This window comes from Paenibacillus thiaminolyticus, assembly GCF_007066085.1.
In the GTDB taxonomy this organism is placed as follows: Bacteria; Bacillota; Bacilli; order Paenibacillales; family Paenibacillaceae; genus Paenibacillus_B; species Paenibacillus_B thiaminolyticus.
In genome coordinates this window covers 6183531-6196581 of the sequence record NZ_CP041405.1, presented here as the reverse complement: position 1 = coordinate 6196581, position 13051 = coordinate 6183531, and the positions used below count along the sequence as shown (strand labels likewise).

Genomic DNA, 13051 nt, shown 5'->3' with positions numbered 1-13051 from the left:
GCTTCCGCTTCTTGTCCCATCAGGAGCGCCCGCCTCTACGCATCTCTGCTCCACGACTTCGCCATCAAATCGTAGCTCTTCCACGGCTGAAAGCCTAGCTTGGCATAAAAATCAACGAGCTCCGTCCAGTCGATGACGAGATGCTTCATCCCGCGCGCCTCCAATTCGGCGATGCCTTCCTCTACCAGGGCCAGCCCGTAGCCTTTGCCGCGATAACGGCTGTCCACGCCGAGCGGACCGATTCCGCCGAGCGGCTCCGGGACGAGCGGAGCCCAATACGTATTCTGCGCGATATACGGGGAAGCTTCGTCATTGACGCGGCAGAAGCCGATCATCTCTCCGCTCTCCGTGAACAGGCCAAGGAATTCCCGGCCTTGCCCTCCGCGCTCCCAATAGCACAGCGCCTCATAATACCAGCGGCCGGGGAAGCATCTATGGAAAAAACGCAGCATTTCTTCCCGATCGCTACATTCCAGCAATCTCGCCTGCGCGCCCCCCGAATAGGCCGGCCGAAGGGCTGGTTCATCCGTAACACTTGCATACAGATCATGCACTTCATATAAAAAGCGGTAGCCTCTCCACTCCAGCCATGGGCGGGCTGATGCGAGCGCTGCCGGAACTCCGGGGAAATAATGCCACGGATCCCGTCCCATAAAGACCTTATCCGCCCCGGCCGCTTGCAGCGCTTCTTCCGCCAGCGCCAGCAGCCGGCTTCCCAGCCCCCGGCCCCTCGCCTCGGAACGAACGACCAAGGCCTGAATCCAGCCCCCGCCTTCCCCTAGCTTCATGCCGCGATCTTCTTCCCGCCATGTCTTCGCTACGACGAAGCCAAGCAGCGTTCCATCCGGGCTGTGAGCCAGCCATGAGCCCGGCACATAGACATTGACATCTTCAAACGTATTTTGTCGAAGCAGCTCTTCCCGCATCGGAAAATGCCCGCCCAATTCCCGGTTCCATAAGTCAAGCATCGGACCCAGCCACTCGGCCTGCAATGGAATGACATTCATCTACATTCCTCCCGCCTATAAAAATATAAAATATTATTTCAACACTTTTTCCGCAAAATAATCGATGATATGCATAACTTGAATCCGGTCATGGGCTTGCTCCCGTTCCACTCCCGCCTTCATCTGCAGCAGACAGCCCGGGTTGCTTGTCAAGATAACGGATGCCTGCGTCTGGTCCACCGCGTCCATTCGGGCATCGAGAATATCGTTCGCCATCTGCGGCTGCACCAGATTATAAATGCCTGCCGAACCGCAGCAGATCTCCGCCCCTTCCAGCTCTACGAACTTCGTATCCGGAATCATGCACAGCAAGCGGCGCGGACTGTCGCCGGCCCGCATCACATTGCGGAGATGGCATGAATCTTGATACGTGACCGTGATGGAAGAGCTAGAATCCGCAGCCGGGGATCGCTTGGCCGGTACCGCCAGATCGTTCCAGCGGCCCGAGCGCAGGAGCAGCTCGCTAATATCCTTCACTTGCTTGGAAAACTGGCGCGCCGGCTCAGCCCATTCCGCTTCATCCGCCAATAAATGATCATATTCGATCAGCGTCGCCCCGCAGCCGCCTGCATTGATAGCGATGTAATCCACGCCCGCTTCCCGGAACGCCTTCACATTCTGCATGGCGAACTCCAGCGCCGTCCTCCGGTTGCCGCTATGGGAGAACAAGGCGCCGCAGCAGGACTGCTCCTCCGGAATGACGACATCATAGCCGGACTCCGTCAACAGACGAACCGTCTTGACATTCGTCTCCGTGAACAGAACGTCCATAATGCAGCCGCGGAACAGCCCGACCGTGCCGATGCGTTCGCCCTTCGCAGGGAACCGGCGCCCGCCGGTCCGCTTCACGACGCCGCGGCTGTCGACCCGGGGCATAATCCGCTCCATCGTCTGCATATGCTGCGGAAGCCAGCGCAGCATGCGGCCCCGCCGCGCCAGCCGCTGCAGACCGGAGCGCTGGTACGCTTGCAGTATCGTGCTCATCAGCCGCAAGCGGTTGTGGCGCTTGAAGACCGGCTTCGCCAGCTTATGCAGGCGGCGCAGCGGTACCGCTCCGGGCTGCGGGTCCGTATGCTCGAACAAAACTTCCCGCGTCTGCTCCAGCAGCTGGCCATATTTGACGTCGGAGGGGCATACCGGCTCGCAGGCACGGCAGCCCAGGCACAGATCCATCTGCTGCTTGAACGCGGCGTCCGGCTCCATCAGCCCGTCCGCCACCGCCTTCATGAGGGCGATACGCCCGCGCGGAGAAGCGGCCTCCAGGCCGGTCTCCCGGAACGTCGGACAGGACGGCTGGCAAAATCCGCAGCGCATGCAGTTCATCAGCTGCTCGTAATCGAGCGCCTGAACCAGCTGCTGCTGCAGAGCGCCCGCCGTACCTTTCCCGCTTTCTTTGTCCCGGATGCCGTTCATGCTGCCGTTCATGCTGCTATGCATGCTGTTTTGCATACTATTATTCACCTTATTGTTCTCGCTGTTGGTCATGCTGCCGGTGCTCATCGTGCAATCACCAGCCTTTTGCGTGCGGGCTTGGCGAAGATTTTGCCCGGATTCATGATGCCGTTCGGATCGAACGTCTGCTTAATGCCTTTCATGACGGCGATGCCCGCCTCTCCGACCTTCCATTCCAGATATGGCGCCTTGACCGTGCCGACGCCGTGCTCGCCGGTGATTGTGCCGCCAAGCCGAATCGCCTCCTCGAAAATATCGGCGAACGCCTGCTCCACCCGTTCGATCTCCGCGCTGTCTCTCGCATCTGTCGTACAGGTTGGATGTAAATTTCCGTCCCCGGCATGACCGAACGTGCAAATATTCAGCTCGTATTCGGCCGCGATCCGATTAATGGCCAAAACCATATCCGCGATGCGGGAACGGGGCACCGTCGCATCCTCCAATATCGTTGTCGGCCGGATGCGCGCCAAGGTCGACAGCGCGCTGCGCCTCGCCTTCATCAGTTGCTCCGCCTCATGCTCATCCCGCGCCATATCGATGCGGGCCGCTCCTTCCTCCCGGCATATCGAGGCGATGGCCTCCATATCCTTCCCGACGCCAAGCTGCTCCTGCCCGTCCTGCTCAATCAAGAGCACCGCTTCCATATCCGTCGGCAGGCCGATATGATTGTATTCCTCCACGACCCGTATCGTCGGCTGATCCATGAACTCCAGCGTCGCGGGAATGATGCCGGCGCCCACAATCCGCGAGACGGAGCGCGCGGCCGCATAAATGTCTTCAAAAGCAACCAGCATCGTCTGTCTCACTTTGGGTGCAGGGATAAGCTTCACCGTCGCCTCCGTTACGATGGCGAGCGTCCCTTCGGACCCGACGAGCAGCTTCGTCAAATCGTAGCCGGCAACGTCCTTGTACAGCTTGCCGCCCGTCCGGATGACCTCACCGGAAGGAAGAACCGCCTCCAGACCGATGACATAGTCCTTGGTCGTGCCGTACTTCAAGCCGCGCAAGCCGCCGGCGCCCTCCATAATGTTGCCGCCCAAGGTCGAGATCACCATACTGCTCGGATCGGGCGGATAGAACAGCCCCTTCCTCTCCACCTCGCGGTGGAACTGCTTCGTATTCAGCCCCGGCTGGAACGTGGCCGTCAGATTGTCGGTGTCGAGCTCCAGCAGCTGGTTCATCCGGGTCATCGCCACGACGATGCCTCCGGATACCGGTACCGTGCCGCCGCAAAGATTGCTGGCCGCTCCCCGCGGAACAATCGGAATGCGGTGCTCATTCGCCAGCCGGAGAATATGCTGCACGTCCTGCGTTGATTCCGGGTAGACGACCGCATCCGGCATCGTCTGAAGCATCGGTGTCGCATCATACGAATGCGTGATAAGCGCTTCCATATCGTCGCGGAAGCGTTCCGGGCCAAGCAGCCGAAGCAGCTCTTGCCGCACTTCGTTCAATATCATCGTATTTCCCTCCTGTTGGTGATGTCCTCGAGCAGGCATACTATTCAGATGATCTGATCGCTTCAAGCAAATGCATTCTGAAATTTTTTTTCAAAATTATATTATGATTTATGGTTTAATATATCAGGAACATCGAATAAAGGAAAGACAGTTCATAGAAAAAAACGGAGAGAGGCCAGTAAAGTAGAATAATTATTATAAAAAAATAAGTAGCATTCTTATTCCAACATGGTATAATAGGAAAAAATTACTTTAACGAGGTATTCGCCAAGGCCGGTCCCCAGCTTCCGTGCGAACCGCCGATGCAATGAGGTGTTTGCTTGAATCGTTCCTTTTACTCGCTATTATCGAGCCGATCGTTTGCCAATCTGGCCGGCTCGCTCTATATGATGACTTTGATCGCCGCCGTATACCAATTAACCGGCTCGGCGGCCTTCGCCGGAGCGGTCTCCTTCGTCCGCTCCATCGCCGTGCTGTCGAGCAGCTTCTCGCTGCCGTTCTGGTACACGAAGCTGACGGTCGCCAACGTGACGCGGCTCTTCCTGCTGCTCCAATGCGCGCTGTCCGGACTTGTCGCCTTCTCTCTGGCGCCTTTATCATCAATTCTGCCTGCGCCGGCATTTCTCGGCTATGCGTTCGGCGGCATCGTGCTAATCGGCTATGTTGAAGGCTGCGCATCCGCCGCGGCCAATGCGCTCTATCCGCGCCTTGTCGAAGAGGACAAGCGCGTGCAGGCGAACAGCCTCGTCTCCACCAGTATGCAGATGCTGTCGCTGCTCGGCTGGACCGCCGGCGGCATTCTCGTCGCCAAGCTCGGCCACTCGCTTGTGCTGCAGCTGTCCTCCGGGCTGCTGCTCCTCGGCTGCCTCTTCCTCGTCCGCCTGTCCCATCAGGAACAGATCGAACGGAAGGCCACAGCATCCCGCTCCATGCTGGCCGGCTGGACCTTTCTGTTCACCCATCCGCAGATGCGGATCATTACGTGGATGGATATCATCGAAGGAATCGCAGGCGGCATCTGGATTGGCGGCGTCACACTCGTCTTCGCGCAGGAAGTGCTGCAGAAGGATGAAGCGTGGTGGGGCTATATTAATGCCGCCTACTATGCAGGCACCATTATCGGCGGGCTGATTACGCTCAAGCTGTCTGCCCTTATCCACCGCCATCTCGTGAGCGCCATTATTGTCGGCTCCTTCGGCGTGAGTCTGTTCGCCTACGGCTACGCGTTCAATACGCAAGCCTTCATCGCACTGGCCATCGTCCTGCTGATGGGCCCGTTGTACCAGCTGCGCGATATCGCCCAGCGGACCTATGTCCAACAATACACCCCGCTCGCCGAGCAGCCGAGTGTATTCGCGGCGCAGAGCACGATTACCTATGTCCTGTTCGGGGTGTCGGTGCTGTTCGCCGGGACGGTGGCCGATATGTGGGGACCGCAGGCGGTATACATCGTTGGCGGGACAATGTACTTGCTCTCGGCGAGCACCGGGTTCATTTTGAAGAAGAAGCATGCGGCGGCAGAGGGCCATGAGTCTCCTCCGCTCTCTTCCTGAGGAAGCCGCCCGCACCTGGGCCTCCATTTTCCAGAAGCGTCCGTTTTGTGGTACACTATTCTATATCTACTCTTTCCATGACAAAGGGAGTACGCCATGTATCCGGACATTCAACAGTTCAAAGCCGAGTTTTTCAAAGCGTTGGCACACCCCTTGAGAATCAAAATATTGGAGGTTCTATGCGAGGGAGACAAGACGGTGAACGAAATCCAGTCGATCCTCGGCATCGAAGGATCGGCTGTCTCGCAGCAGTTGGCCGTCCTGCGCGGCAAGAACGTCGTCTACGGCGTTAAGGATGGAACCTCGGTTATTTATTCTCTGCGCGATCCGATGATTAAGGATCTGCTCCAGGTGGCGAAGCGCATCTTCGACAATCATCTTGTCAACTCGATTTCGATGCTGCAAAACATCAAAAAGCAAGAATCTTCATAAAAGAGAGGGATTCGAGTAACGGACTCGGGTTTCCTCTCTTTTCCCTTTCTGGCCGCCATACACGGCGCTACACCGGCTTTGACAGAAGCGGAAATGAAATATATGATTTTTTGTATATTCAAATAATCAGATATTTAGAAATGGTGGGAAAGTGAATGAAACCGTTGTTGCGCGGACGTTATGCCGGATATACCGTGCAGTCACTGAAGAAAGATATGATTTCTGGAAGCATTGTCGGCATTGTCGCCATTCCGCTAGGGATGGCGTTTGCCATTGCTTCGGGCGTCAAGCCGGAGTACGGGCTCTATACGACGATCGTAGCGGGCCTGCTTATTTCGCTGCTAGGCGGTTCGCGCTTCCAGATCGGGGGGCCGACGGGCGCGTTCATTCCGATTTTGTTCGCCATCGTCCTGCAATATGGATACGAAAACCTGCTCATCGCCGGCTTCATGGCTGGACTCATGCTGGTGCTGATGGGTCTGTTCCGCTTCGGAGCCGTCATCCGCTTCATCCCGCGGCCGGTCACGATCGGCTTCACCTCCGGGATCGCGGTCATCATCTTTACGGGGCAGATCGCTGATTTTCTCGGTGTGCACGTTGACAAGCAGGGCGGCTTCATCGCCGACATGCGCGCCCTTGTCCTGCAGCTGCCGTCGCTCAATTTATATAGCGTTGTGACCGCCGCTCTCTGCCTTGCCGTTCTGCTAATTACGCCGAGATGGCTGCCCCGCATTCCCGGATCGCTGATCGGACTGCTCATCTCCAGCTTGGCTGCCGCCTGGTTCTTCCCTGGCCAAGTGGCAACGATCGGCTCAACCTTCGGTGACATTCCGGCCGGCTTGCCCGAATTCCGGGTGCCGGCAATCAGTTGGGATCGCGTCGTCCATCTGCTGCAGCCCGCCTTCGTTATCGCGATGCTCGGCGGCATTGAATCGCTCCTGTCAGCTGTCGTCGCCGACGGCATGACGGGCGATCGGCACAAGAGCAACCGCGAGCTCGTCGGGCAGGGCATCGCCAACATGATCACGCCGTTGTTCGGCGGCATTCCCGCGACCGGAGCGATCGCCCGGACGGCGACCAATATCCGGAACGGAGCCGTCTCTCCCGTGTCAGGGGTCGTGCATGCGCTTGTCGTGCTGCTGGTGCTGCTGTTCTTCGCGCCGTATGCCTCGAATATTCCGCTTGCCGCTATGGCGCCGATTCTGATGGTCGTCGCCTGGAACATGAGCGAGCGCAAAGCTTTTCTGCATATTTTGCGGACCCGAACCGCTGATTCGCTCATATTGGCCGTCACCTTCCTGCTGACCGTCTTCTTCAACCTGACAGTGGCGGTGCAGGCCGGGCTCGTGCTGGCCGTCGTGCTGTTCGTGAAGCGGATGAGCGAAGGCGTCAAGGTCGCCAAAGTGCTGCCCGATCCGGCCGACCGGAAGGCCAAGGTCTCTTCCCGAATCGTGAAGGACGGCCGGCATTGTCCGCAAATCAGCATGTTCACGGTCGAAGGTCCGCTATTCTTCGGAGCGGCCCAGTCATTCGAGCAGTCGCTGGCGGATCAGTCCGCAGACACCCCGCTCGTGCTGATTTTGCGCATGGGCCGCGTCCCGTACATGGATACCACCGCCGAATCGAATCTGTCGGCTCTCGTCGGCCGCGTGCAGCATCAAGGCGGCATCGTGCTCGTGACCGGCATCCATGACCAGCCGCAGACGCTGCTGTCCCGGACCGGACTGGCCGATCGTATCGGGGCCGACCATTTCTTCGATCGGACGGGCGCCGCCATCGACTACGCCCTGACGCGCATCAGTATGGCACGCTGTCAAGGGTGCAGGCATTTCGCGTTCAGGGAGTGCGCCGCCTTATCCGGCGCCGCCTCGTCGCCGGACCAGCCATGTGCGGTCCGGCAACGGGACACCGTCGGCGTGTGAGCCTCATAGGGACACCGGTCTGCCCTTGCCCGGGCAGACCGGTGTTCTTTTTTCTCCGCGTTCAACTATCCGTGTTGCCGCTGATGGGCTGCGGGCGGTGCGGCTCCCTCCCGCACTGCTTTTTTTCCACAAGCTCGAAGATGAAGCCCCCGCAGCGGGAGCAGCCGCGCTGCTTCAACTGTTCAATCGTGCCAATCTCCAAATCCTGGCCGACCCTAACCGTACCGAAGCACTGCTTGCAGCGGTACAGACGCTCCGTCCGCCTAAATTCACCGGTGTATATCGCTCCTTCATAGCGTTCCTCTTGGCCCGGAGCGGTCCGCTCCGTCGACTTCAGCACGATCATTTGCCCGCGGCCGCCAATCATTTGCGCTCCTTCATATTCATTGAAATGCGGGATAATCTCCTGCGCCATCACCCCCATGCGAATGAACTCCTGCTGCATCGCCAGCGTGAAGCCGGGTGGCTTATGCGCGAATGACAGGAATATAGGGAGCCCTATTTTCCGCTTGAGGGCACTGATGCCCCTGGACAGGAACAAGCTCATGCCCTGCATCGTATACGGCGGATCCGTGAGAAAGCAATCGAAGCGGCCGTGCAGCTCCTCCGGCAGCGGCTGGCGGAGATCCGCATGATGGCATACTATCGGAAGCCGCTCCCGCTTCGCGACATCGTGAATATATTGTAAAAAGCGCTCGTCGATATCGACGACATGAATCCCGCCCCTCAGACTGCTTCTCCCCGGGAACAGCCGCTTCAGCAGCAGGCCTAGCGAAATGCTGACCAGATCATCGTCGCCGATACAGAGCACTCGCTTGCCGATCAACGCGTGCTCGCGCAAGCACAGCATCGCTCGCTTCAGACTGGTCTCCATCGTGCATTTCGATTGATCGATTTGCACGTCCGCTTGCGGCCGGGCTTCATAAATGCCCCTCCACTCATTCCACCAGTCGGCCAATACGGTCCGCCAGGCCGTATCGTCCTTGAGCAAGGCACGGTACAGGGCGATATCGAGCCCGTCATAATCCCACTCCTGCTCAACCCAGGCATCGCCTGCAGGCGTGCAGCGCACTCCTCTGTCCTGCCGGAGCAGGCCGGCGCGAATAAGCTCCTTCTTGGCGGCCGTCGCAAGCGGAACCGGCAGCATCGTGCGCCGGGCCAATTCTTTCGTAGCAATGCCCGGCTTCATATAACAGGCGATAAGCATCTGCTCAATGACATGCGTGCCTTCATCAAGGCGTATGTTTTCATGGATCGTATCGAATAGGGTTTTCATGGAAAAGTCTACCTCGCTTCATCGCTTGATAAGATAGAACAAGGCCATGACTGCTTCAATGCCAAAAAGGGCAGAACATGAACATACGTCCATCTTCTGCCCTATCATCTTCGTAGCGATCGTTGCTGCTCGGGAGCCTGCGCAACGGGGTGCGCCTTGCCCGCATATGTTTACAGGACTGGCAATACTCCCAAGCCTGTCGCCCAGCTGCAGACGTATCCGTGCAGACTGATCGCGTCCGCGCTTCAGTCCTGCCCAGGATCGTTCACGGATCCCGGATACGCCAGCCGGCTGGCCATGCATAACAAAAGCCGCGCTCAAGAGCACGGCTGATCGCAATCGATGGAATTCAAGTGGATGGCCTTTGTTCTTAACACGTGTGAGACATTCCATTCGCGCATCACAAACAGATGCCACAGATCGGCTCTGTTGCGGCATGCACACGACGGAATTCACATTATCCAATTCGGTTGGTTAAGAACAAAACACCGACATCAAAAGCTCCCCATTCCTATAAGGTACCTTTAGCATACAAGATTAGGAAGCGAATATCAAGCCGTTGAAGCATAAGACGCCGGCCCGCCGATGATGATCAGTTGGCAGTCTTATCGCAGCATGCCAGTTCCCGTGCACGGGAAGGGCGGATTTACTTTTTCTTCGGCTTCATTCTTGCCAGCAATCCGTCTTGCCCAGAGCCAAGCAGATCGGCCCCGGTCCAGATCATATGGTTCAGTCCGCTTAGTTCATCGAACTGATAGAACTGCCACTGCTTTAAATCTTTCGATACCCCGATAATGTTATTTTTGTAGTAATAGTAATCTTGCCCTGTCCACAAAATGCGCCCGCTGCTCGACCAGACCGAATTCCCCTGCATATACTCATCGTAGGTACCCGTAATGGCCGACCAGTTCACGCCGTCCTTCGAACCGTATATTTTGTCGGACGCAATCAGGAACTGCCCGTTCACCCACTGCACGCTTGTAAATGTAGACTCCCCGGCATAATCGTACAAAGAGTTCTTCATCATTGCATTCCATGACTTGTTGTCCTTGCCAAGCGTGAATAAGGCTTCCTTCCAGTTCGTCAAATCCTTGCTGCTCATTGCCATGGCTTTATTTTTCTTCGCTCCTACCGCCACGACCGTCCCGTTATGGACGGCGATATCGAGAAGCGGATTCGAAGTGCGGTAGCTTGCTTTCCAGTTGACGCCGTTCGCGGATGTATATAGCGCGTACTGCTTCTGGTCCAGCGATCGGCCCAGAGCGACGAACGTTTTGCCAGTCCAGATCACCTTTTGCAAGTTCATTCCTTGGACGGAAGCACGTTTGGACCAGATTGTCCCGTTGCTCGACGTATACGTATAGGCTCCGCCGACGGCTGCGAATATTTTTCCGTTCCACTCCACCGACTGAATGTCATCCTGATATCCGCTCTGATTGCGTTCCGACTTCAACACCTGTGTCCAGGCAGTCCCGTCCTTGCTCGTCAGAATCCCCGGCACACTGTGCAAAAATTCCGACCCGACCGCGACATAACGGCCATTCGCTTTAACAATTTCGTTGGTGAACTGCGTTGGCGCCGGACCCTGCTTTATCTTCCAATTCAAGCCGTCGCTCGATACGGCGATCAGTCCGCCGTCCCCGAATCCGATAAATTTCTTGCCTGATTTCAGTACGGTCATCGCCAAAGGAATATTCGCAATCTTCCGCTCAGTCCAAGTCACCTTGTCGGTCGAGGTGAGAACCACGCCTTCATCCCGCCAGCGGCTGATATAGATAAGATATTGCTTGCCGTTCGACAAAATCGGCCCGTTTCCGTACATACTCTTGAACACGCTCGCCGCTGGCCGCTGCGTGAACGAAATTCCGTCCTTCGACGTCAACATATTGCCATAGGCATCCATTAGCGTTATCGTGCCGTTGCTTACCGGCTCAGCCATGCTGACATAATAGTTATTTCTTGGCTTTCCGTTCACTACGAATGTATACTTCAGCGATTTGACGGACCCGGATTGCTGCGTCCATTGCTTTAAATCGTCGGATGTGTAAATAATCAGTTCTCCCGCCCGCTGTTCACTCGGAATGACGACGAACTGATTGCGGCTCTTCGCCGCACCGTAATAGAGATGGCCTCCGCCAAATGCGGTGTATCGCTTGCCGTTCCAAGCCACCTCATAAATTTCATCCGCAGGCAAAATGCCGGTCTGCTTCCAGCTAATTCCGTCTCCGGAAGTGAATATATACGTTTTCTCTTGCCCGTCATAGCTGGCAAGCAGCACATATTGCTTATGTAGCAGCATAATATTTCTTACGGTAAGTGCTCCATCCGGGCCCTCCACCGCAACCGGGCTCCATTTCGTCCCATCCCGGGACATCAGCAACTGCGGCTTCTTCGTGTTATACGTCCAATAGTAGAAGTTGCTGCCGGCATGCTTAACCGTATAAAAAGAATCCTTCACAGGATGCGGCTTCCTGCTCCACGTCTCGCCATAGTTCGTAGACACCAAGAGCTGAGTCTTCGTGGCGGCAATGATCATGCCTTGAGCGTTGCTATCCGCCGTATCTACCCTGGTCGCGCCTTGTCCAATCTGCGTAATCGTGAACTTCTCATCGCCCTTCCCTGCGACCGGAGTGAACTTCACTTGCCGCGGAACGGTAACCGCCTTCGCCTCTTCCTGCGTTCCCGTCTCGCGCTCATTGTTGCCTCCCCAGCTCCATACCGTCTGATCGGCGAGTATGGCGAAGGAATGATCAACCTGATATCCGCTAGAAATCGAAGTGACATTGCGGAGCCCCTTCACCTGCACGGGAACGCCGCTATTGGCCGTGCTGCCGTTGCCGAGCTGGCCGCTCTCATTTTGTCCCCACGCCCAGACCGTGCCATCCTCAGTCAACGCGAGAAAATGATGATAACCCGCGGCAATGGCCTTGATGTGTTCCAGCCCATCGATTGGAACCGCTTCGAAAAAACGCTTATAATCGGTCTGCAGCGCTGGCAAATTCATCTTGTCCAGCTTGCGGTTCCCCCAGCCCCATACGCTGCCGTCCTTGCGCAGTGCATAACCGGTCTGGTCGATATTGCCTACCGCTATCCGCTCAACGTCAGTCAATCCTTGGACTTGGGTCAACGGCTCTTCGCTTCCAAACCCAAGATTCCACACCGTCCCGTCCTCCTTGACGATATATCCACCCGTCACTTGGACGATGTCCTGGACATCCGTTCTCGCCTGCGGAGGATTGGACACGCCGTATGTAGGCGAATAACCGCTCCATTGCCACAGCTTGCCGTCCGCTCCCAGCCCATATGCATAGTAAGCCGTCGTATCAATGGATGCAAGGCCGTTCAGACCCGGCACCTGCTCGAATTGCTTGGACTTGCTCCCTTCGCCGCGAATCCAGACAGTTCCGTCTTCCAGCAGCGCGAAGACGAAGTTATAACCGCTCGCAATATCTTTAATCCGCGTGCCATCGAACGGCAGCTCCATCACCTTCGGCATCGAAATGCCGCCGAACATAAAGTTGTCGTAGGCCCCCCATGCCCACAAGTGCCCATCTGTATCCAGCGCAAACGACTGCTGGTCCCCAGTCACCACCTTCCGGACTGTCACGCTCGGCGCCGCTTCCGCTTTGGCCTTTCCTGCCGTTAGCGGTATCGCTTGTGCCATAATCAGCAAGACGAGCACGGCGCACATCATCTTTTTCATCATTCGCAACCGGTTCATGTTTCTCCCCCTTTTTAAGGATCCCTCCATATGTTTACCGGTTAATTATACCAAACGGCTTGGCTATATAGTCAATTGGAACTATGACCAACAAACTAAATAAATTCATTTTACCTTCATTCAGAATGCAACGGAGTACAGCATCAAGCGAGCAGACTGTATCTTGCTTGCCGGCCTCCTCGCATTCAGCAACTCGTGGGCAGGCCAAAGAGCCATCGAGATATTGTC

Annotated in this window: 8 protein-coding genes; 3 read left to right on the top strand and 5 right to left on the bottom strand. The window is 56.7% G+C overall.

The features are described 5' to 3' along the window. Positions 1-35: 35 nt before the first annotated feature. The 3 genes from FLT43_RS27215 to FLT43_RS27205 form a co-directional block, all read right to left on the bottom strand. A complete protein-coding gene (locus FLT43_RS27215; protein WP_087443018.1) occupies positions 36-1007 on the bottom strand; it encodes a GNAT family N-acetyltransferase in 972 nt (323 codons plus the stop codon). A 33-nt stretch (positions 1008-1040) separates the two neighbouring features. Next, entirely contained in the window at positions 1041-2432 is a 1392-nt protein-coding gene (locus tag FLT43_RS27210; protein ID WP_087443038.1) for a (Fe-S)-binding protein, read from the bottom strand. A 71-nt stretch (positions 2433-2503) separates the two neighbouring features. After that, positions 2504-3919: an FAD-binding oxidoreductase gene (locus FLT43_RS27205; RefSeq protein WP_087443017.1), complete on the bottom strand. Its 1416-nt coding sequence runs from the start codon at positions 3917-3919 to the stop codon at positions 2504-2506. A gap of 320 nt (positions 3920-4239) precedes the next feature. Between FLT43_RS27205 and FLT43_RS27200 the strand changes: the two genes are divergently transcribed. From FLT43_RS27200 to FLT43_RS27190, 3 genes are all read left to right on the top strand, one after another. Beyond that, positions 4240-5472 carry an MFS transporter gene (locus FLT43_RS27200; RefSeq protein ID WP_087443016.1) on the top strand — a complete coding sequence of 411 codons (1233 nt, stop codon included), beginning with the start codon at positions 4240-4242 and terminating at the stop codon, positions 5470-5472. Positions 5473-5568: 96 nt separating this feature from the next. Then, positions 5569-5904 (top strand): ArsR/SmtB family transcription factor, encoded by a 336-nt coding sequence (locus FLT43_RS27195; RefSeq protein ID WP_006676633.1) that lies wholly within the window; start codon positions 5569-5571, stop codon positions 5902-5904. Positions 5905-6059: 155 nt separating this feature from the next. Then, positions 6060-7826 (top strand): SulP family inorganic anion transporter, encoded by a 1767-nt coding sequence (locus FLT43_RS27190; protein WP_087443015.1) that lies wholly within the window; start codon positions 6060-6062, stop codon positions 7824-7826. A 61-nt stretch (positions 7827-7887) separates the two neighbouring features. Here FLT43_RS27190 and FLT43_RS27185 read toward each other — a convergent pair whose 3' ends face one another. Then, positions 7888-9102: a bis-aminopropyl spermidine synthase family protein gene (locus tag FLT43_RS27185; RefSeq protein WP_087443014.1), complete on the bottom strand. Its 1215-nt coding sequence runs from the start codon at positions 9100-9102 to the stop codon at positions 7888-7890. A gap of 646 nt (positions 9103-9748) precedes the next feature. Then, positions 9749-12823: an RCC1 domain-containing protein gene (locus FLT43_RS27180; protein WP_164776571.1), complete on the bottom strand. Its 3075-nt coding sequence runs from the start codon at positions 12821-12823 to the stop codon at positions 9749-9751. Positions 12824-13051 lie beyond the last annotated feature (228 nt).

Bases quoted from the DNA above. Each gene is read 5' to 3' on its own strand.
- FLT43_RS27180 (WP_164776571.1), bottom strand. From the start codon at position 12,823: ATGAACCGGTTGCGAATGATGAAAAAGATGATGTGCGCCGTGCTCGTC.
- FLT43_RS27190 (WP_087443015.1), top strand. From the start codon at position 6,060: ATGAAACCGTTGTTGCGCGGACGTTATGCCGGATATACCGTGCAGTCA.
- FLT43_RS27185 (WP_087443014.1), bottom strand. From the start codon at position 9,102: ATGAAAACCCTATTCGATACGATCCATGAAAACATACGCCTTGATGAA.
- FLT43_RS27215 (WP_087443018.1), bottom strand. From the start codon at position 1,007: ATGAATGTCATTCCATTGCAGGCCGAGTGGCTGGGTCCGATGCTTGAC.
- FLT43_RS27205 (WP_087443017.1), bottom strand. From the start codon at position 3,919: ATGATATTGAACGAAGTGCGGCAAGAGCTGCTTCGGCTGCTTGGCCCG.
- FLT43_RS27195 (WP_006676633.1), top strand. From the start codon at position 5,569: ATGTATCCGGACATTCAACAGTTCAAAGCCGAGTTTTTCAAAGCGTTG.
- FLT43_RS27210 (WP_087443038.1), bottom strand. From the start codon at position 2,432: ATGAACGGCAGCATGAACGGCATCCGGGACAAAGAAAGCGGGAAAGGT.